We start from the raw sequence: 20,182 nt of genomic DNA, 5'->3' as shown, positions 1-20,182 counted from the left end.
GACGCTGAAGGCCGTTCAGGCGCCCTCGGCCGGTAGCGCTGCCGGGGCATGCCCGCAGGCGCCCTGCAGCGACAGGCCGAACACCGTATGGAAGGTCAGCCCGGCGACCAGGCCGAAGCCGCCCGCGGCCAGCACCGACAGGCCGTAGCTGATCACGTCGAAGGTATCGACATAACGCAGGCGCTGCAGCAGCGGACCATTGTCCGCGCCCGGCCAGGCACAGGTCGCCATGGCCAGCGCACCCAGACCGAACCCCACGAGCAGGAAGGCGGTCCGGCGCAGACGCCGCTGGGACCGCAGGATCAGCGCCATCGGCAGCAAAACCGCGATGGCGTTGCACACGCCCAGCACGAACATCAGCGCACCGCCGGTGAGTGCCGGTACGGGCGTACGCGCGACGTCGAGCGCGAACAACAGGCCACCCATCAGCTGGGCAGGCACCATACCGGCGGCCAGTACCGCCAGGATCGAGGCCCGGGCAAGACGGCCGGTAGTGGTGGGGGTACTCATTTCCGGTCTCCCGTCCATGGGAAGGTGAGAGGCGCCCGCTGCGCGCGCCCCTGAGCCGCATGCGGCTCAGAACTCCAGGTTGTCGATCAACCGGGTGGTGCCCAGGCGGGCGGCGACCAGGGCCACGCGGCCACCGCCATCGAAGCTCGGTTCGGCCAGCTCCGGGGTGCGCAGCACCGCGTAATCCACCTGGAAGCCGGCCGCCTGCAGCGCAGCCGTGGCTTCGGCCTCGATCTGCGCGCGCGTCTGCCCGGCCACGTAGCCTTCGCGCATGCCCAGCAGGGTGCGATGAAGGGTAGTCGCCAATGGGCGCTGCTCGGCGCTGAGGTACTGGTTGCGCGAGCTCTTGGCCAGGCCATCCTCATCACGCACGATCTCGGCACCGACGATCTGGATCGGGAACGACAGCTCGGCCACCATCTGCTTGATGACTGCCAGCTGCTGGTAGTCCTTGCGACCGAACACGGCAACGTCCGGCTGCACCTGCAGGAACAGCCGCGCCACCACCGTGCACACGCCATCGAAATGGCCCGGGCGGCTGGCGCCCTCCAGCACTTCACTGACGCCGGGCGCATGCATCTGCGTGGTCTTGTCCACGCCCAGCGGGTACATCGCTTCGACGCTGGGCAACCACACCGCATCGCAGCCCACCTGCTCCAGCCCGGCCACATCGGCTTCGGGGGTGCGCGGATAGCGGCTGAAATCCTCGTTCGGCCCGAACTGCGTCGGGTTGACGAAGATGCTGGCCACGACCTTGTCGGCGTACTGCTTTGCCAGCGTGATCAACGCATGGTGCCCGCCATGCAGGTTGCCCATGGTCGGCACCAGCGCCACGCGCAGGCCCTCGCCCTTCCACTGCGCGATCTGCGCGCGCAGTGCACCGAGTTCGTTGAAGGTCTGGATCATTGGGCGTACGCGTGCTCTTCGTCGGGGAAGCTGCCATCGCGCACGGCATCGGCGTAGGCACGGGTGGCACCGGCCACCGAGCCACCTTCAGCCAGGAAGTCCTTGACGAACTTTGGACGACGGTGGCCGCTGTCCAGGCCGAGGAAGTCGTGCAGCACCAGCACCTGGCCGTCGCACTGCGGGCCAGCACCGATACCGATGGTCGGCACGGGAACGGCAGCGGTGACGGCAGCGGCAACCGGCGTCGGCACGCATTCGAGCACCATGATGCTGGCGCCCGCCTGGGCAACGGCCTTGGCGTCGTCCACCAGCTGGCGCGCGGCATCGCCACGGCCCTGGATCTTGAAGCCACCCAGGCGCAGCACCGACTGCGGGGTCAGGCCCAGGTGCGAGCAGACCGGAATCTCACGCTCGACCAGGTAACGGATGATGTCGACCTTGAAGCCGGCGCCTTCGATCTTGACCATCTCCGCGCCCGCCTGCAGCAGCTGCAGCGAAGCATCCAGCGCGCGTTCCGGGGTGGCATCGGCACCGAACGGCAGGTCGGCGATCAGCAGCGCGCGCTGCAGAACGCGGGCGACCGCGCGGGTGTGGTAGACCATGTCGGCGACGGTCACCGGCAGGGTCGAATCGTGGCCCTGCACGACCATGCCCAGCGAATCGCCGATCAGGATCAGGTCGACACCGTTGGCATCGAACGTGCGGGCGAAGCCTGCGTCGTAGGCGGTCAACATGACCAGCTTCTGGCCATTGCGCTTGGCCTCGGCCAGGGCGGGAACGGTCCAGGGCTTGCTGTCTGCGTGGGTGCTCATGTGCTGATAACCGGGGGAGATAACCCGGGCATTATCACCCTAACGGCGCGATCCCGCAGGCATCCACCCGCATCACTGCATCCCGCACGCGGCCATGGCCGGGAATGGCCAGATCGGCGGCGATTTCGGCCAATGGCACCAACACGAACGCCCGCTCGTGCAGGTAGGGATGCGGCACTTTCAGCTCGGGCAGGTCCAGCACCTGCTCGCCGAACAGCAGCAGGTCCAGATCCAGCGCACGCGGGCCCCAGTGCACGGCAGGGTCGCGTACGCGGCCGAAGCGCTGCTCCAGCGCGAGCATGGCCTGCAGCAGTGCGACAGCGGACAGATCGGTGTCGACCGAGGCCACCGCATTGACGAAGGGTGGCTGGTCCTCGTTTCCCCATGCAGGCGTCGCGTACAACCGCGACGCCTGCGTCAGCCGGGTTCCGGGCAGTTCGCCCAGCGCGGCGATGGCCGCGCGGACGGTGTTGGCTGCGTCGCCAAGATTGGCGCCCAGCCCGATCCAGGCACCGGTCATGGATTACTCGGCAGCACCGGCAGCTGCGCCGTCTGGACGACGACGGCGACGACGACGCTTGCGCGGCGCCCCACCCTCCTCATCGCCGGCCTCGCTGTGCAGCGAATCCAGCGACGAATCCAGCTCATGCCCGGACTGCGCCTGCGCTTCGAGCCAGAACGCGACGTCGGCTTCGTGCTCTGCCGATGCCACCTGGCGCAGGGCCAGGAAATCGAAGGCGGCACGGAAACGGGGATGGCTGAGCGTGCGCATCACGCGCTTGCGCTGGCGCGAACTGAAGCGCGCCTGCAGCAGCCAGATCTCCTGCATCGGCAGCGAGAAACGGCGCGGCAATGCAATGGTGCTCAACTGCTGCACAGTGACGCGGTCGGCGGCGCGACGCTGCGCCTCTTCCGGTGCCACGCCCTGCTTGAGCAGGGTTGCCTGCGCGCGGCAGTAAGCCGGCCACAGCAGCAGCGCGAACAGGAACGCCGGCGACACGGGCTCGTCATTGGCCACGCGTGCATCGGTGTTGGCCAGGCCCTCGATCAGCATGCGCCGCAGCGCGCCGGTGCGGTTCGACTTCAGCGCCTTGGCGCTTTCCGGGAACAACACGTCGAACAGGCCATAGCGTTCCAGTCCTTCGAAGCTGGCCACGCCGTGTCCGGACAGGAACAGCTTCAGGACTTCCTCGAACAGGCGCGCCGGTGCGGCTTCATTGAGCAGGCCGGCCAGCTGCGGGATCGGTGCAGCGGTGCCCTCTTCGATCTGGAAGCCGAGCTTGGCCGCCAGGCGGACCGCACGCAGCATGCGCACCGGGTCCTCCTGGTAGCGCTGCACCGGGTCGCCGATGAGCTTCATCAGGCGTGCCTGCACGTCTTCGAAGCCGCCGGTGTAGTCACGCACCGAGAAGTCCTCGATGGCGTAGTACAGGGCATTGCAGGTGAAGTCGCGGCGGATGGCGTCGTCTTCGATGCTGCCGTACACGTTGTCGCGCACGAGCATGCCGTTTTCCATCTCGCGGTCGCCGCTGCCGTCATCGATGTTGGCACGGAAGGTGGCGACTTCGATGATCTCGCGGCCGAACACAACATGGGCCAGGCGGAAACGGCGGCCGATCAGGCGGCAGTTGCGGAACAACTGCTTGACCTGTTCGGGCGTGGCATCGGTGGCCACGTCGAAATCCTTGGGTTGGCCATTGACCAGCAGATCGCGCACCGCGCCGCCGACAAGGTAGGCGCCGAAGCCGGCATCGCGCAGTCGATAAAGCACGCGCAAAGCGTTCGGGCTGATGTCCTTGCGGGAGATCGTGTGCTGGTCGCGCGGGATGACGCGCAGGCTGAACGGTGATGTAGCAGAGGAAATGATGTTGGCGCTTCCGGTTGAAGTTTCGGGATTGCCCAATGGCATCGAGGTGCATATACTAGCGCTCCTGCACCGGCAGCGACACACTGCTCCCTTCGTCTAGTGGTTAGGACGTGGCCCTCTCAAGGCTAAAACAGGGGTTCGAGTCCCCTAGGGAGCACCAGTCGCCGCAGCAGGAACCGAAAAAGCCCGCCTTGTGCGGGCTTTTCTGTTTTCCGGAATCGTGTCGCCGACTGGGCTGGTCGCTTGAGCGCCTCCCTGCTCCTGCGTGGGAGGGGGCCCGCCCCCTCGTGACAATTTTCCGCGACGGCGGTAAGAACAGCCTCGCTCCTCCGCAACAAATTCAACCCCGACGCGCTTGCCTGCGTCCGCCATCCGCGGTCTGTCGAGAGGCGGCAGGCCGGCCGATCCAGGACCGTTAGCGCCATGGATGGCGCCATCGAGCCCCCATGGATGGGTTTACGGCGTGTCCTGGAGCGGCTGGCCTGCCGCCTCCCTCGGAACAGGGAGGCGCTGAAACCGAGGCCGAGCCGTCAGCCTTCCATCTGCTCCAGCTCCTTGCCCTTGGTCTCGCGCACGTAGCGGACGACGAAGATGATCGAGAGGATCGCGGCAACGGTGTAGATGCCGTACGCACCGGCCAGGCCGATGCCGGCCAGCAGCATCGGGAAGGTCACGGTGATCGCGAAATTCGAGGTCCACTGCGCCGCACCGGCCACGGCCAACGCCGGGCCGCGGATCTGGTTCGGGAACATCTCGCCCAGCATCACCCACATCACCGGGCCCCAGGACATGTTGAAGAACACCACATAGACATTGGCCGCCACCAGCGCCAGCCGCCCCATGCCGTCGGACAGCTGCAGGCGCCCCTCGGCCAGGCTGCCACTGGCGAAGGCCACCACCATCAGCACCAGCGCCACCGACATGCCGACCGAACCGACCCACAGCAGCGGCTTGCGGCCGATGCGATCGATCAGCACCACCGTCAGCAGGCAGGCGCCGATGCTCAGCGCACCGGACAGGACGTTGATCAGCAGCGCATCGCTTTCCGAGAAACCCACCGCCTGCCACAGCACCGCGCCGTAATAGAACACCACGTTGATGCCGACCAGCTGCTGGAACATCGCCAGGCCGATGCCGACCCAGACGATGGCACGCAGCTTGCCGGTGGCCTTGTCGAGCAGGTCGCCGAATCGCGGCTTGTGCTGGTCCTGGGCCAGGCTCGCTTCGATCTCGGCCTGCTTGTTCACCGCGGCGCGTTCACCGTACAGCCGGCCAAGCACCGCCCTCGCCTGCGCCTGCCGGCCCTTCATCACCAGGAAGCGCGGGCTTTCCGGGATCACCAGCAACAACAGCAGGAACAGCAGCGACGGCAGCGCCTGCATCCAGAACATCCAGCGCCAGGCTTCCTGCCCCAGCCAGAGCGGCTCGGTCGAGGCACCTGCCGCCCGGGCCAGCAGATAGTTGCTGAGGAACGCTGCGAACAGGCCGCAGATGATCGCCATCTGCTGCACGGTCGCCAGCCGGCCGCGATAGCGCGCAGAGGCGACTTCGGCGATGTAGGCCGGCGACATCACGCTGGCCGCACCGACGGCGAATCCACCGAGCACGCGTGCGCAGACGAACAACCAGGAGGCATGCGCAGCGCCGGCACCCAGCGCCGACACCAGGAACATCACGGCCGCCACGATCAGCACGCCGCGACGTCCCAGCCGGTCGCCAAGCCAACCGGCCAGGAACGCACCGATCGCGCACCCAAGCAGCATCGAGGCGACCTCGAAGCCGAGCGCGGCCTCGCTGGAGTTGAAGGCCTGGCGCAGGCCGTCGACGGTGCCATTGATGACGCCACTATCGAAACCGAACAGGAAGCCGCCAAGGGTGGCAGCGCAACTGATCAGGACGATGAAGGCCGTGTTCTCACCGCCCTTGGAGGCGGCACCGGGCTGGACTGGCGACATGAAGGATCCTGCAGTGGAAGGGGGCCGACCGAAGCGGGCCGACGGCCCTGGCAGCGTCGCACAGGGCGGGCATGCCGCGAAATGGGCATTCCAGACACCAATCCGCCCCACTTTCACACGGCAACCGGCAGCGGGGGCCAACCTGTTCTAGAATTGGCAGGTTCAGAAAGCGATCCGCCCCCTACCCATGCCCTTTGTCGTCACCGAAAACTGCATCAAGTGCAAACACACCGATTGCGTGGAAGTGTGCCCCGTGGATTGCTTCCACGAAGGCCCGAACTTCCTGGTGATCGACCCGGACGAGTGCATTGACTGCACCCTCTGCGAACCCGAGTGCCCGGTCAACGCGATCTTCCCGGAAGACGATGTGCCCGCGGGCCAGGAAGGTTTCGTCGCCCTCAACGCCGAACTGGCGAAGGAGTGGCCGGTACTGACCGTGCGCAAGGACCCGCCGGCCGACGCCGGTGAGTGGGACGGCAAGCCGGACAAGCTGAAGCTGCTGGAGCGCTGAGGCGCCGGCTACGGCTACGGAAAAGGGCGCCATCGGCGCCCTTTTCTGTTCCCGGTCCTGACGAAAGACGCCGACCAAGGCACGTAATCCGGTAGTTGCCAACCTCGGTTGGCACAAAAGCGCCGACCAAGGTCGACCTCTACCAAAGCGGGTGCGGACCAAGGCCCGCACCCACCCGGCCGGTCTCTACTACCGTGCCAGCTTCGCCTTCAATGCGGCAATCAGCTTCACCGGCGCTTCGGCGGTGGCCGGCAGGCCACGCGGGTCGACCGCGGAGATATACGCACCGGCGTCGACGGCGACCACGCGGACCAGGAAGTTGCTGCCTTCATAGGCCACGTCGTACGAGCCCAGCAGCTGCGCGCGGGTGGCGATGGTCAGGCCTTCCACGCCTTCCAGCGCGGTACCGACCTTGGAGAAGGCATCTTCCTTGCTGCCGGCAATGGTGAAGCCGGTGGCGCTGACCGCCGGAGCGGCGGCGGCCGGAGCGGCCGGCTTGGTCGCCGAGCTCAGGGTCGGCACCTGGTTGTTGCCGGCGCCTGCCGGCAGGTTCAGGTCCGGCGGCACTTCCAGCGGACGCACTTCCGGGGCCAGAGCGTAGTCGCCCTTGACGCCACGCTTGAAGCAACCGGTGGTGCCGGCTGCGGTGGCCACGGCAAGGAGCGCGAAGGACAGCACGCGGACGGCGGAAACGGATTGGCGCATGTGAATCTCCTGGATCAGACCAAGACGGAAGGTCAGTGGCTGGAAAGGGCTTCGAGGGCGGCGATATCGCCGGCGAGATGGTCGGCGGCAGGCGTGTGTGCTGCCGAAAGCGGCAGCAGCGGCAGGCGCAGATCGTGACCGATGCCGATCCGACGCAACAGCGCCTTGACCGGAATCGGGTTGGATTCGATACCGCAGAAGTCGTGGAACGGCTGCAGGCGCGCATCCCAGGATTCGACGGCTTCATGGTCGCGGGCAGCGGCGAGGTCGCACATCCGGCGATAGGCGCCGGGCAGCACGTTGGAACCGACCGAGATCAGACCGTCCATGCCGGCCTGGATCGAACGTGCGGCCGTGCCGTCATCGCCGGTGAGCACGGCAAAGGTCGGGCTGCGCAGGTCCAGCAGTGCCCGTACGCGGCCGGTATCGCCCACCGCTTCCTTGATGCCGACGATGTTCGGATGGCTGGCGAGTTCGGCCACGGTCTCCGGCAGCATGTCGCAACCGGTACGGCCGGGCACGTTGTACAGCACCACCGGCACTCCGGCCTGGTCGGCGACCGCGCGGTAATGCGCGATCAGGCCAGCCTGGGTCGGCCGCACGTACGGCGGGGTGACCACCAGCGCGTGGGTGGCGCCAAGCGCGGCAGCACGGCGGGTCTGCTCGATGGTTTTGGCGGTGCCGGACAGGCCGGTACCGGCCAGGACCGGAACGCGGCCGGCGATGCGTTCGACCGCGCTGGCCAGCAGCTGGTCGTACTCCGCATCGGACAGGGTGGCTGCCTCGCCGGTGGAGCCGGCAACGACAACGCCTTGGACGCCGCCCTCCAGTTGCAGGTGCAGCAGGCGCTGCCAACCGTCGGGGTCGAGTGCGCCGTCGGCCCGGAAGGGGGTCGCCAGCGCGGTGATGAGGCCGGAAAGGGACAAGGACGTGCTGCTCTTGGCTGGGGAGGGAAAACGTCCGCCACGGAAGGGCGCGGGCGTTCCGAATGTTACTTGCGGCGCGAAAGCACGGGCAAGTATGCTGGACACCGGTGGATCCCCGCCTCTGGCGGGCATTCAGACTAACGCATGCATTACCCGGAATCGCCTTGACCGACACCACCCCGCGCCCAGCGCCGAGCGAAAACCACCTCCTGATCAACGCCTATACGACGCATCCGGAGTCCCCCCTGTTGTCCGTCACCCGCCGCATCGCCGACAGCGGGTGCAATCTGGTGGATGCACGCCTGGCCACCGTGGGCCGCGATGTCTCGGTGACCGCACTGGCCACCGGCTCCTGGGATTCGGTCGCCAAGCTGGAAGCGATGCTGACCCGGCTCGAGCGCGAGGAAGGCCTGAAGCTGGTCTGGTACCGCACCGAAGCCAAGCAGGCGCAGTCCAACCTGCTGCCCTACATCGTCGAAGTGATCGCCGCCGACAAGCCGGGCATCCTGTTCCAGCTGGCCGATTTCTTCGACCGCCAGGGCATCACCATCGAGACCCTGCAGAGCACGCGTTACCGCGCCATGCAGACCGGTGCGGAGATGTTCAGCGCACAGGTCACCATCGGCGTGCCGGCCAACATGCACATCGCTGCCCTGCGCGACGATTTCCTCGAGTTCTGCGACCACTTGAACCTGGACGCGATCATGGACCCGATGAAGTTCTGATTGAAATCCTGATTCTTCGCGCGCTCCTCACGGGCGCGTGGCGTTTCATGCAATTGTCGTAGAAAGAACCCAGGCTCGACAGAAGGACCTCATGAACAACGGCGATACCCTGGACAGCACCACCCTCTCCCTGCCGCTGGCGCTGTCCGGCGGCGCCCAGGCCACCCTCGGCGATTACGCCGGCCAGTGGCTGGTGCTGTACTTCTACCCCAAGGACAGCACCCCGGGCTGCACCACCGAGGGCATCGACTTCAACGCACTGCTGCCCGATTTCAGGAAGGCAGGCGCGGTCGTGCTTGGCGTCTCCCGCGACTCGGTGAAGTCCCACGACAACTTCTGTGCCAAGCAGGGCTTCGCGTTCCCGCTGGTCAGTGATGCCGACGAAGCGCTGTGCAGCGCCTTCGACGTGATCAAGATGAAGAACATGTACGGCAAGCAGGTACGTGGCATCGAGCGCAGCACCTTCCTGATTTCCCCCGACAGCCGCATCGTGCAGTCATGGCGCAAGGTCAAGGTCGCCGGCCATGCCGACGCCGTCCTTGCCGAACTGAAGGCCCATCAGTCCAAGTGAGTCCCATCGCCCACTTTGTCCGCCCCCACCCTGCCCTGCAGCAGGTCGTGGTGGTTTTTCCCTGTCCGTAACCAGGAACCGATGATGACCCGAGGCAAGCGCATCTACGTGCTGGATACCAACGTGCTGATGCACGATCCCACCGCGCTGTTCAAATTCGAGGAGCACGATGTCTACCTGCCCATGCAGGTGATCGAGGAGCTGGACAACGGCAAGAAGGGCACGACCGAAGCGAGCCGCAATGCGCGCCAGGTCAGCCGCTTCCTCAACGAGATGGTGCAGGCTTCGGGCCTGGACAACCTGGCCGACGGCATTCCGCTGCAGCGGCCACAGGGCCTGCAGCTGCGCGGCAAGCAGAGCGTAGGCCTGCTGCGCTTCCAGACCAGCCATTTCGACGCGGGCAAGAGCTTTGGCAAGGTCATCCCCGACAACGCCATCCTCGGCGCGATCCTGGCGCTGAAGGAAGAAACGCCGGAAATCCCGGTGGTGTTCGTCTCCAAGGACATCAACCTGCGGATCAAGGCAGCCATCGCCGGCATCGTGTCGGAAGACTACGAGAACGACCGTGCGCTGGACGATTTCAGCCTGCTCTACACCGGCGCCACCGAGCTGCCGGAAGACTTCTGGAAGCGCCACGGTGAGGATCTGCGCAGCTGGAGTGACAAAGGCCGCACCCACTACGAAATCCTCGCCCAGGACGGCGAAGAGTGGTACCCGAACCAGTACGTGTACCTGCCGGGCGAAGACGAAGTCGAGCTGCGCGTCAGCAGGATCGTCGGCGATGGCAAGGTGGTGCTGTCCCTGGTAGATGACTTCCGCCACGGCAGCCATGCCGTGTGGGGCATCAGCGCGCGCAACCGCGAGCAGAACTTCGCGCTCAACGCACTGATGGACCCGGAAATCGACTTCGTCACTCTGCTCGGCACCGCCGGTACCGGCAAGACCCTGCTGGCGCTGGCCGCCGGCCTGGCGCAGACGATGGACCAGCAGCGCTACCGCGAGATCATCATGACCCGCGCCACGGTCAGCGTCGGTGAGGACATCGGCTTCCTGCCCGGTACCGAGGAAGAGAAGATGACGCCGTGGATGGGCGCGTTGACCGACAACCTGGAAGTGCTGACGCACAACCAGGAAGGCGGCACCTGGGGCCGCCAGGCGACCAACGACCTGCTCGCCAGCCGCATCAAGATCCGCTCGATGAACTTCATGCGCGGCCGTACGTTCCTGTCGCGCTACCTGATCCTGGACGAGGCGCAGAACCTGACGCCCAAGCAGATGAAGACGCTGATCACCCGTGCCGGCCCCGGTACCAAGATCGTCTGCCTGGGCAACGTCGAACAGATCGACACCCCGTACCTGACCGAAACCACGTCGGGCCTGACCTACGCCGTCGACCGCTTCAAGAACTGGCCGCACAGCGCGCACATCACGCTGCGTCGCGGTGAACGCTCGCGGCTGGCCGATTACGCCTCGGAGGTGTTGTGAACCGCTGCACCCGCCTGCTGCTGCCATCGCTGGCGGCAGCCGTTGCCACGCTGCTCGGTGCCTGCGCGACCACGCAGGGACCGGCCAGCGTGCCGACCACAGAACGCAGTGGCCAGTCCTGGGTGGTCACCCGCCCGATCATCGCCGCGCAGGTGCTCGACACCTGCTCGCGACCCAGCCCCGGCCGCGAGGCCGGGCGGGTCGGCGGCTACTGGGCACCGAGCCGACAGCAGGTGGACCAGCTGGAAGCGAAGCTGGCATCGCTGGAAGCGCAGGTGCCACACGTCATGGATTTCGATCGCCAGTACGTGGGCATCGAACTGGACGGAAAGCAGGTGATCTACATCAACGCGTTCCATCTGCCTGAAAACAACAGCCTCCGGCCCGCCCGCGAGGCGGTGCGGGTCTGCGATGGTGGCGCGCAGTTCTGGGGCGCGGTCTTCGACCCGGCCAGCGGGATCTTCAGCGAGCTGCAGTTCAACGGCGGCTTCGGCGGGCCCTGAGGGCCTGCCATGGGAATCCGCCTGCCCACCTGGGTCTGGATCGGCGCGGTCGCGCTGTCGTGCGTGGCCGGCATGGTCAATGTGGTCGGCTTCCTGGGTTTCGAACACCAAGCGGTCAGCCACATGACCGGCAGCACCAGCCAGCTCGGCATGGCACTGGCGCAGGAGGATTGGCGCGCGGTCGGCCACCTGTGGGGTCTGCTGATCGCGTTTTCGCTGGGCGCGATGGTCAGCGGGCTGCTGATCCAGGACAGCGCACTGCAGCTCGGCCGGCGCTACGGCGTGGCGCTGGCATTGGAATCGCTGTTGCTGCTGGCGGCCATTCCGCTGTTCAAGCAGCATCAGATCTGGGGCGCATTGGCGGCTGCGATGGCGTGCGGACTGCAGAATGCGATGGCCACCACCTTCAGTGGTGCCGTCGTACGCACCACCCATCTCAGCGGCATGTTCACCGATCTCGGCATCGGCCTCGGCCACCTGCTGCGCGGACTGCCGCTGCAGGTACGGCGCCTGACCCTCAGCGGCCTGATCATCAGCGGCTTCCTCGCGGGCGGCGTGATCGGCGCCTGGCTGTTCGTGCGCTGGCAGTACGACGCCCTGCTCGCCCCTGCCCTGCTGACCGGACTGACCGGCCTGGGCTATGTGTTCTACCAGCAGTGGGCACGCTGGCGGCGCTGAGCATGGCGTCATCCACGCATGGCGTGGATCTACGTTGTCCCTCCGATCATTTCCGCGATATCCACGCATGGCGTGGATCTACTGCAGGAAGCCGTCAGAGGCGGGGCGGTGTGGGGCTGCAGGACCGTTGGCGCCATGGATGGCGCCATGCATGGCGTGGATCTACTGACCGTCACCGGGAAGCTGTCGAAGGCGGGGCGGTGTCGGATTGCGGGGTGTCCGCGCCATGGATGGCGCGGCCAAGGCTACAGTGCCGTACTTGCGGCGTCCCCGCAATCCGACACCGCCCCGCCTCCCGCGCAGAAATCCAGAGCCGCTGTTGCTGTTGCTGTTGCCCCGGCTTCTGCGGGTGCCGGGTGCAACCCGGCCGGCACTACCCCCACACTGGGCAGCACGGCACAATCACCACATGAGCCCGACCACCCCCGCCTCCGCCCTCACCATCGCTGGCTCCGATTCCGGCGGCGGCGCCGGCATCCAGGCAGACCTGAAAGCCTTCGCCGCGCATCGCGTGCATGGCCTGTCGGTGATTGCCGCGCTGACCGCGCAGAACACCCGCGGCGTCAGCGCCGTGCACGTGCCGCCGGTCGCCTTCCTGCGCGCGCAGATCGAGGCCTGCTTCGACGACTTCGACATCCACGCAGTGAAGCTGGGCATGCTGGCCAACGCCGAGGTGATCCACGCCGTGGCCGATGCACTGCAACGCCATCGACCACCGCACGTGGTGCTGGACCCGGTGATGGTCGCCACCAGCGGTGCCCGCCTGCTGGAGGACAGCGCGCTGCAGGCAATGCGCGAACGGCTGCTGCCACTGGCCACCCTGGTCACCCCCAATGCACCGGAAGCGGAGCTGCTGGTGGGCCGCAGCATCGCCAATGGCAACGACGCAGAGCAGGCCGCCGCCTCACTCCTTGATCTGGGTGCCGGTGCGGTACTGCTGAAGGGCGGCCACCTGCATGAGGGCAACCGCGTGGTCGACCGCTACTTCGATGGCGTCAGCAGCGAAGAGTTCATCCATGCCCGCCTGCCCTTGGATGCGCACGGCACAGGCTGCACGCTGGCCTCGGCCATCGCAGCGCAGCTGTGCAACGGGCTGAGCCTGGCCAATGCCTGCGAAGCCGGCATCGATTACGTGGCGCGCGGGCTGCAGCAGGGCTATGCGCCCGGCCGCAGCGAGGTACTGGTGCTCGACCACTTCGGCGCGGCACCGCACGCATGAGCGATTCGCCACGCGTACTCGCCGTGGACAGCGGCGATGGCCACCGTTACGAGGTCATCGCCTGCGTGCCTGCACAGCCGCTGGCACGGCTGTTGTGGCTGCCGGCGCTGGGCGTGGCCGCACGCCATTACCTGCCGCTGGCGCAGGCACTGGCCGCCCGGGGCGTGGCGGTCTACCTGCACGAATGGCGCGGCAATGGCAGCAGTTCGCTGCGCCCGTCACGCACCCAGAATTGGGGCTACAAACAGATCCTCGACCACGACCTGCCGGCCAGTCAGGCGCTGATCGCCGCTGACGACAACGCGCAGGACGTGCTGCCATGGATCATTGGTGGTCACAGCCTGGGCGGCCAGCTGGCCTGCGTACACGCCGGGCGCCAGCCGCAGGCATTCGATCGATTGTGGTTGGCTGCCAGTGGCACCCCGTTCTGGCGTACGTTCCCACCACCACGCGGCTGGCTGCTGCCCCTGATCTATCGCTTCCTGCCGTGGATCGCGCGACGCCAGGGCGTGCTGCACGGGCGCCGGCTCGGTTTCGGCGGCACCGAAGCACGCGGGCTGATCGCCGACTGGGCACGCGTAGGGCTGAGCAATCACTACGCCGCCGCAGGCATGGACGAGGACCTGGATGCGCAGATGGCGCGCGTGCACGGCAGTGCGCAGGCGGTACTCATGGAAGACGATTGGCTGGCACCTATCGGATCCATGCAGGCGCTGTTGGCCAAACTGCCGAATGTCGCCTCACAGCTGCGCGTGCTTTCTGCGCAGGAGCTGGGTACGCGAGCCGACCACTTTGCGTGGATGAAACACCCGGAGGCTGTCGCAGAGGCGTTTTTCATTCAGTTGGGTGAAAATTTTCACAAAAGCGTTGACGACTCGCGCCGACATCCGCATAATTCCGCTCCTGTCGCAGGGCGCCCGTAGCTCAGTTGGATAGAGTACCTGGCTACGAACCAGGCGGTCGGGAGTTCGAATCTCTCCGGGCGCACCACTCGACAGACCTTCAGCATCCGCCGCTGGAAGTGCAGTAAAATAGAGAAGTAAGTTGATTGTGTACCGCGCGCCCGTAGCTCAGTTGGATAGAGTACCTGGCTACGAACCAGGCGGTCGGGAGTTCGAATCTCTCCGGGCGCACCACACACGATCAACACAACAAGTTTATGTAATTGGCGCCCGTAGCTCAGTTGGATAGAGTACCTGGCTACGAACCAGGCGGTCGGGAGTTCGAATCTCTCCGGGCGCACCATTACACCGAAACAGCAGGCCTCGGCCTGCTGTTTTTTTTGTGTTTTTTGGCAGGGCTGCGCCCTGCACCCGCAGAGGCCAAAGCAACGGCAACAGCAGAAGCAGGCATTCCGTGGATGGCGGGGCGGTATGGGTAGGCAGGACACGCCGTAAACCCATCCTTGGGGGCTCGATGGCGCCATCCATGGCGCCAATGGTCCTGCCTGCCCACACCGCCCCACCTCTGACAGATTTCCGCGATCGGGTAGATCCACGCCATGCGTGGATGAATCTCCATCAAGATCGAATATTTCGAATTCGGAATGAAGAGCATCCACGCATGGCATGGATCTACGTGTCGACCAAGGTCGACACCCACCAAGAGCAGGCCAAGAGCAGGCCAAGAGCAGGCAATACCATTCCAACAGATCGCGTCCAACAGATCGCGGAGATCTGTCGAAGGCGGGGTGGGTCCGGTTGCGGGGGTGTAAGCGCCATGGATGGCGCGCCCAAGCCTCCATGGATGGATTCACGGCGTCCCCCGCAACCGGACCCACCCCGCCATCCCACGGAATGCCCGCTGTTGCTTTGGCTTTGGCTTTGGCTTTGGCTGTTGCCGTCGATTCGGCAGGTGCAGGGCGCAGCCCTGCCGAACCCTACCCCTCCGCCATCGCCTGCCACCATTGCGCCAGCAGCTCCGGCCGTCGCAGGCGCTCGCGCCACCAGCGCAGGGCCGCGCCATCTTCGCCGGTACGCCACGCCAGCCAGAAGGTCTCTTCCGGCTTGTGCTCCTCGACCTCGCGGATCACCAGCTGGCCGCGTGCCACTGCAGCCCGCGCGCACGGTTCGGGCAGGAAGCCGAATCCCAGCCCTTGGCACTGCAGCTTCAACTTGCTGGCCATGTCCGGCACGGTCAACGTCTCCTGGCCCATCAACAGGCCCACGGTGCGTGGCAGCAGGCGTCGCGCCGAATCGGATACCGCGATCGCGCAGTACGGCGCCAACTGCTCGCGGCCCAGCACACCCCGCACGGTCGCCAGCGGATGCCCGGGCGCCACCGCAAACACGAAACCCACGCTGCCCAGCGGCTCGACCACGTAGCCCCCGCCACTGGGACCCTCGCCTGGTGCACCGACCAACAGGTCGGCGCGCCGGTCCAGCAGTGCTTCCCAGGTGCCGGACAACGCCTCGCCAAACAGGCGCAATCGGGTCGGCGCCGCCACCTCACGGAACGCAGCAATATCCGGCCCCAACAGCCAGGTCGGGAACACCGAATCCACCGCCATGGTCAATTCAGCCTCCCAGCCCGAGGCTACGCGCCGTACCCGCAGCTCAAGCTCCCGTGCCGCACGCAGCAGGTGCCTGCCCTCCTCCAGCAACGCGCGCCCGGCCTCGGTCGGCTCCGCCCGCGGGCCGATCCGGTCGAACAGCTGCACCCCAAGGTCCTCTTCCAGCTTGGCCACGGTGTAGGAAATGGTCGAGGGCACCTTGTGCAGGGCCTTGCCGGCGCCGGCGAAGGAACCTCGCCGGTCGATGGCGTCCAGGATCTGCAGGGCATCGAGGCTGAGCTTGAGCATTCGAAATTTTCGATGATGGCTGTCAAAACTATCCGTTTTTCAAACCCAAGGTGCAAGCGGATACTTCTCTCCAACGGGGAAACACAGCGGCTACCAGCCCACCCCGCACCATCGAAACCATCGAACAAGGAGATTCCATCATGCTGCAGATCCGCAAGAGCGCTACCCGTGGCCTGGCCGAGCATGGCTGGCTGTCCTCGCGCCATACCTTCTCGTTCGCCAGCTACTACGACCCCCGCTATGTGAGCTTCGGCCCGCTGCGGGTCATCAACGAAGACAAGGTGACCGGCGGCCAGGGCTTCGGCACCCACAGCCACAGCAACATGGAGATCGTCTCCTACGTGCTGGGTGGCGCGCTGGAGCACAAGGACTCGATGGGCACCGGTTCGGTGCTGCGCTACGGCGACGTGCAGCGCATGAGCGCCGGCAGCGGCGTCAGTCACAGCGAGTTCAACCATTCGGCCACCGACCCGGTGCATTTCCTGCAGATCTGGATCTTCCCGCAGACCGAGAACATCACACCGTCGTATGAAGAGACCCACTTCACGCCGGAGAGCAAGCGCGGCCAGCTGCGCCTGATCGCCTCGCCAGATGGCGCCGATGGCTCGCTGCACATCCACCAGGATGCGCGCATCTTCGCCACCATCCTCGATGGCGAGCAGAAGCTGCATCACGCCCTGGCTGCCGGCCGCGGCGCGTATGTGCAGGTGGCGCGTGGCCAGCTGCAGGTCAACGGCATCACCCTGGAAGCGGGTGACGCGCTGCAGGTCAGCGACGAGGCACAGCTGACCCTGGAAAACGGCAACGACGCCGAAGTGCTGGTGTTCGACGTGCCGCTGTAACCCGAACGCCCGCGATGCCGTCTGGCATCGCGGGCATGTCATTTCGCAACGCGATCAGAACTTGTACGTCACCGCCAGCCGCACGGTGCGCGGCTCGCCCCAGGTGTAGGTGCTGTACCAGCTGAAGATCGTGTAATAGCGCTTGTCCAGCAGGTTGTTGACGTTGACCGTGGCCGACAGGCGATCGTTGAACTGGTAGCGGGCCATGGCATCCAACAGCCAGTACGGCTGGGTGCGATGGACCACCGACGCACCACTGGCCGGGTTGGTGATGTTGCCGAACGTGGAATCCTGCCAGCGCGCGCCGCCGCCGACGGTCAGGCCCTGCCAGTCGCCGCGCAGGCGGTAGCTGCTGTGCAGGCTGAACTGGTTTTCCGGCTCCAGCGTGGACACCTTGGTCCCTGCCTGGCGGGCGATCTTGTGCGCAAAGCCGCCCTGCACTTGCCAGCCTTCGGCCAGTTGTCCGGACAACTCCAGTTCGTAGCCTTTGGTGCGCACCCCCATCAATCCGCGATAGGCGATATCGCCGGTCGGCGTCTTGCCACCGGTAGGCTGGGCGAAGTTGTCCTGGTCAAGCTGGAACAGCGCCGCGCTGGCATTGAAGCGGCCGTCGAAGAACTCCGCCTTCAGGCCCATTTCATAGCTGCGGCCTTCCAGCGGATCCAGCGTCCTGCCCTGTTCGTCGCGCTCCCCCTGCGGCTTGAAGATGGTGCTGTAGCTGGCGTAGACCGAATAGTGCTCGCCAAGGTCGTAGACCACGCCGGCATAAGGCACGAACACGCCGGTCTCGCGCGTCTGCGGCGAACGGTAGCTGGCCAGGCGGCTGCCGACGATCACCTTCAACGGGTCGGCCACGTCGAAGCGACCGACCACGTACAGGCCATTCTCGCGGGTCACCTCATTGTTGCCATAACCGCGCTGCCACTCCGGCTCGGGGATGTCGCCCTTCCAGCTGTTGTAATCGGCAACGGCGGTCGGGTAGCCAGGCTGCGGCGAGTAACCGGTGTTGGTCCGCCGGGATCGCCCATGCCGGTCAGCAGGCCGGTCGCGCCCTTGAGCACTTCGATGCGGTCGTAGATCGCGGTATCGCTGAGCGTATTGCCCGCCGAATAGGCCGAGTCACGCGACATCGGAATACCGTCGTACTGGAAGTTCTGCACGGCAAAACCACGTGCGTAGTACTCCGTACGCTCACTGTCGTAGGTAACGATGCTGATGCCCGGGGTCACCCGCATCACGTCATCGATGCCGTCCAGGCCGAAGTCATCCATCTGCGCACGGGTGATCACGCTGATGGTCTGCGGGGTCTGCCGCGGCGTCAGTACCAGGCGGGTAGCGGTGGCGATGGTGCCCGGCGTGTAGGCGCCGCTGCCTTCGGTGATGGTGCCCAGCTGGTTGGCGGTGACCTGCACGGTCTGCAGCGTCTGCGAGGGCGTTTTGCCCTCTTCTTCAGCCGGTGCGGATTGCGCCGAGGCGGCGCCGGCAGCGGCCACTGAGGTCAGCAGAAGACCATGGGCAAGGGCCCTCGCCAACGGGCGATGACGCAGGGAGAGCTCGGAAAAACGAACAGGCACGGACGACACGACGGGACCTCCACGAAGAGGGGGATCCTCTGGCGGCGGCTCGAGGGAAAGGGGGAATGGCGGCCAAGGGCCGCAGGCGCAGGAGTTTACTCTGCTACACCCCCGCTGTCGTGGGTGGCGCCAGCGCCTGAGCAGGCGCTGCCCCTTGGCAAACGTCAGCCGTCGACGGCCGCCACCGCTTCCAGGATCAGTGCTGCCACGTCGGCCGGATGCGAGGCGAGCGAGGCATGGCTCGCTTCCAGCTGCAGCAAGCGCTTGGTCTGCATGCGTTCGGCCATGGCCTTCTGGTTCTGCGGCGAGATCATCCGATCCTGGCTGGGCAGCCACAGATGGCCATCGCTGTCCGGGGCGAGGCTCGGTGCCGCTTCGGGCAGGTGCTGCTGGGTAATGCCACCCGGGCTCTCACCGCTGTCCGGCGCAAACGCAGCGATATGGACCAGCGCCTGCACATTCGGCTGGTTGCCGGCTTCGGTGATCACCGCGCCCCCGTAGGAGTGCCCGACCAGTACCACCGGGCCATCGATCTGGCGGATCATCCGGCGCGTCCGCTCGGCATCGTCGGCCAGCGAGGTCAGCGGCAGATCGACCGCCTTCACCTGGTCGTGGCCCTTGCGGTGCAGCTCCAGGATCACCTTGGCCCAGTGCGCGGCCCGGCCCAGAACCCATGGCCGAGGAGGACGGTCGGTGTGGCGCTCATGCGCTGATCTCCGGCAGCGGCCGGGCGGAATGCCGACTGTCGGGCTACTTTGCGCAGGCGACGTTATTCCCCGGTGAGGCTTTGCAGTCGGAATTCAGACGTGCGGTTCTGGTGTGCGCTTCAACAGTGCATCGATCTTCTGGTACTCCTCGAACAACGCCAGCCGACCACGTTGCGGGCATAGTGCGGGGAGAAACCTGTCAGCCAACGTCAATGCCTCGCTGTAGCACGTTGCGAGCATCGAAAAGTCACCTGTGCGGGCGCACATGGCAGCCAAGTGGAACAGCCGTCCCCGACCACGGTGCAGCAGAATCAGGCCCAACATCAACCGGGGTACGGCGTGGCCATCATGCGCAAGCATATCGGCGGCAAACAGCATGCGTGCCGTGCGTCCATTGCCGTCGACAAACGGATGGATCGACAACAGGACCAGATAGGTGGCCAGTGCCCGCTCGATACCCGACCGTTCGGAACGTCGACGCCGTGCGTTGAACAAGCGCACCGACGCTCGGATGGCCTCTACCGCTGGCGGTCCGCGGAACCGTCGACTGTAGGAATTCTGCGTCACGATCCCTATTCCGTGCATGCGCTGTGCAGGGCGCATGCAGGTGATCGTTTCCAGTGCCATCGACAGCTGCCCCAGGGTGCATGCACTGAACGCCCGGCCGAGCGCCAGTTCGAGCATTCCTTGCGCGTGCAGCCGCTCATGACGTTCCAAGTTCCGCCCAAAGACCTCCGAATGATCAAATGAGTCATGCAGCAGCAGAGCGGTTACTACCGGCAACGGACAGGTGACGTCCCGCCGAAGCGGAACATCACACGACAGGCGCAGCTGGGAAAAGGCATCAGCGATCCACTGACCGCTGCAGGTGAAAGTGATATCCATG

At 66.0% G+C, this 20,182-nt stretch carries 19 protein-coding genes, 4 tRNA genes and 2 pseudogenes; 13 read left to right on the top strand and 12 right to left on the bottom strand.

Features of this window, described 5'->3' with window-relative positions; translation table 11 throughout:
* Positions 1-15 precede the first annotated feature (15 nt).
* The 5 genes from WKB25_RS01850 to pcnB all read right to left on the bottom strand — a co-directional run bounded on the left by WKB25_RS01850 (position 16) and on the right by pcnB (position 4,131).
* On the bottom strand, positions 16-510 hold the full coding sequence (locus WKB25_RS01850; RefSeq protein WP_340568393.1) for a hypothetical protein: 495 nt from the start codon (positions 508-510) through the stop codon (positions 16-18).
* Positions 511-576: 66 nt separating this feature from the next.
* Positions 577-1,416, bottom strand: a complete 840-nt coding sequence (gene panC, locus WKB25_RS01845) for a pantoate--beta-alanine ligase (protein WP_340568392.1) — start codon at positions 1,414-1,416, stop codon at positions 577-579.
* On the bottom strand, positions 1,413-2,228 hold the full coding sequence (gene panB / locus WKB25_RS01840; RefSeq protein ID WP_340568390.1) for a 3-methyl-2-oxobutanoate hydroxymethyltransferase: 816 nt from the start codon (positions 2,226-2,228) through the stop codon (positions 1,413-1,415). The genes panC and panB overlap by 4 nt, the downstream gene beginning before the upstream one ends.
* A gap of 34 nt (positions 2,229-2,262) precedes the next feature.
* A complete protein-coding gene (gene folK / locus WKB25_RS01835) occupies positions 2,263-2,748 on the bottom strand; it encodes a 2-amino-4-hydroxy-6-hydroxymethyldihydropteridine diphosphokinase (RefSeq protein ID WP_340568388.1) in 486 nt (161 codons plus the stop codon).
* Between the two features lie 3 nt (positions 2,749-2,751).
* Positions 2,752-4,131 carry a polynucleotide adenylyltransferase PcnB gene (gene pcnB, locus WKB25_RS01830; protein WP_340568386.1) on the bottom strand — a complete coding sequence of 460 codons (1,380 nt, stop codon included), beginning with the start codon at positions 4,129-4,131 and terminating at the stop codon, positions 2,752-2,754.
* 49 nt (positions 4,132-4,180) lie between these two features.
* On the opposite strand from pcnB, the gene WKB25_RS01825 reads away from it, so the two are divergent.
* A tRNA-Glu gene (locus WKB25_RS01825) sits at positions 4,181-4,255 on the top strand.
* Positions 4,256-4,625: 370 nt separating this feature from the next.
* On the opposite strand, the gene WKB25_RS01820 is transcribed toward WKB25_RS01825, so the two are convergent.
* Positions 4,626-6,050, bottom strand: a complete 1,425-nt coding sequence (locus WKB25_RS01820) for a sugar porter family MFS transporter (protein ID WP_340568384.1) — start codon at positions 6,048-6,050, stop codon at positions 4,626-4,628.
* A 187-nt stretch (positions 6,051-6,237) separates the two neighbouring features.
* On the opposite strand from WKB25_RS01820, the gene fdxA reads away from it, so the two are divergent.
* Positions 6,238-6,561 (top strand): ferredoxin FdxA, encoded by a 324-nt coding sequence (gene fdxA, locus WKB25_RS01815; RefSeq protein ID WP_005409054.1) that lies wholly within the window; start codon positions 6,238-6,240, stop codon positions 6,559-6,561.
* A gap of 189 nt (positions 6,562-6,750) precedes the next feature.
* Here the strand turns inward: fdxA and WKB25_RS01810 are convergent, their stop codons facing one another.
* A complete protein-coding gene (locus WKB25_RS01810; RefSeq protein ID WP_340568382.1) occupies positions 6,751-7,266 on the bottom strand; it encodes a hypothetical protein in 516 nt (171 codons plus the stop codon).
* A gap of 32 nt (positions 7,267-7,298) precedes the next feature.
* On the bottom strand, positions 7,299-8,192 hold the full coding sequence (dapA, locus tag WKB25_RS01805) for a 4-hydroxy-tetrahydrodipicolinate synthase (RefSeq protein WP_340568380.1): 894 nt from the start codon (positions 8,190-8,192) through the stop codon (positions 7,299-7,301).
* Positions 8,193-8,356: 164 nt separating this feature from the next.
* Here dapA and WKB25_RS01800 point away from each other — a divergent pair, with 164 nt between their 5' ends.
* From WKB25_RS01800 to WKB25_RS01755, 10 genes are all read left to right on the top strand, one after another.
* A complete protein-coding gene (locus tag WKB25_RS01800; RefSeq protein ID WP_025879444.1) occupies positions 8,357-8,917 on the top strand; it encodes a glycine cleavage system protein R in 561 nt (186 codons plus the stop codon).
* A gap of 91 nt (positions 8,918-9,008) precedes the next feature.
* Positions 9,009-9,488, top strand: coding sequence for a peroxiredoxin (locus tag WKB25_RS01795; protein ID WP_340568376.1), 480 nt, complete (start codon positions 9,009-9,011; stop codon positions 9,486-9,488).
* A gap of 84 nt (positions 9,489-9,572) precedes the next feature.
* The gene (locus WKB25_RS01790) at positions 9,573-10,973 is read left to right on the top strand and encodes a PhoH family protein (protein ID WP_340568374.1); all 1,401 of its coding nucleotides are present in this window, start codon (positions 9,573-9,575) and stop codon (positions 10,971-10,973) included.
* Positions 10,970-11,476 (top strand): hypothetical protein, encoded by a 507-nt coding sequence (locus WKB25_RS01785; protein WP_340568372.1) that lies wholly within the window; start codon positions 10,970-10,972, stop codon positions 11,474-11,476. The genes WKB25_RS01790 and WKB25_RS01785 overlap by 4 nt, the downstream gene beginning before the upstream one ends.
* Before the next feature lie 9 nt (positions 11,477-11,485).
* Positions 11,486-12,154 (top strand): YoaK family protein, encoded by a 669-nt coding sequence (locus tag WKB25_RS01780; protein WP_340568371.1) that lies wholly within the window; start codon positions 11,486-11,488, stop codon positions 12,152-12,154.
* Between the two features lie 409 nt (positions 12,155-12,563).
* Positions 12,564-13,373 carry a bifunctional hydroxymethylpyrimidine kinase/phosphomethylpyrimidine kinase gene (thiD, locus tag WKB25_RS01775; protein WP_340568369.1) on the top strand — a complete coding sequence of 270 codons (810 nt, stop codon included), beginning with the start codon at positions 12,564-12,566 and terminating at the stop codon, positions 13,371-13,373.
* Complete coding sequence (locus WKB25_RS01770; protein ID WP_340568368.1) at positions 13,370-14,296, top strand: alpha/beta fold hydrolase; 927 nt, start codon at positions 13,370-13,372, stop codon at positions 14,294-14,296. The genes thiD and WKB25_RS01770 overlap by 4 nt, the downstream gene beginning before the upstream one ends.
* Positions 14,287-14,363 (top strand) — tRNA-Arg (locus WKB25_RS01765). The genes WKB25_RS01770 and WKB25_RS01765 overlap by 10 nt, the downstream gene beginning before the upstream one ends.
* A 69-nt stretch (positions 14,364-14,432) precedes the next feature.
* Positions 14,433-14,509: transfer RNA gene (locus WKB25_RS01760), tRNA-Arg, on the top strand.
* Positions 14,510-14,541: 32 nt separating this feature from the next.
* Positions 14,542-14,618 (top strand) — tRNA-Arg (locus WKB25_RS01755).
* A 634-nt stretch (positions 14,619-15,252) separates the two neighbouring features.
* Here WKB25_RS01755 and WKB25_RS01750 read toward each other — a convergent pair.
* Positions 15,253-16,173, bottom strand: a complete 921-nt coding sequence (locus WKB25_RS01750; RefSeq protein ID WP_340568365.1) for a LysR family transcriptional regulator — start codon at positions 16,171-16,173, stop codon at positions 15,253-15,255.
* Positions 16,174-16,313: 140 nt separating this feature from the next.
* Between WKB25_RS01750 and WKB25_RS01745 the strand changes: the two genes are divergently transcribed.
* Entirely contained in the window at positions 16,314-17,015 is a 702-nt protein-coding gene (locus tag WKB25_RS01745; RefSeq protein WP_340568362.1) for a pirin family protein, read from the top strand.
* 54 nt (positions 17,016-17,069) lie between these two features.
* On the opposite strand, the pseudogene WKB25_RS01740 reads toward WKB25_RS01745, so the two are convergent.
* From WKB25_RS01740 to WKB25_RS01730, 3 genes and pseudogenes are all read right to left on the bottom strand, one after another.
* Positions 17,070-18,598, bottom strand: a pseudogene (locus WKB25_RS01740) (TonB-dependent receptor).
* A gap of 155 nt (positions 18,599-18,753) precedes the next feature.
* Positions 18,754-19,295, bottom strand: a pseudogene (locus WKB25_RS01735) (alpha/beta hydrolase).
* 94 nt (positions 19,296-19,389) lie between these two features.
* Positions 19,390-20,181: a Fic family protein gene (locus WKB25_RS01730; RefSeq protein ID WP_340568360.1), complete on the bottom strand. Its 792-nt coding sequence runs from the start codon at positions 20,179-20,181 to the stop codon at positions 19,390-19,392.
* Position 20,182: the final 1 nt, after the last annotated feature.

This window comes from Stenotrophomonas sp. G106K1 (assembly GCF_037969685.1).
GTDB classification, from domain to species: Bacteria; Pseudomonadota; Gammaproteobacteria; order Xanthomonadales; family Xanthomonadaceae; genus Stenotrophomonas; species Stenotrophomonas lactitubi.
This window is presented reverse-complemented; position numbering and strand designations above follow the sequence as displayed.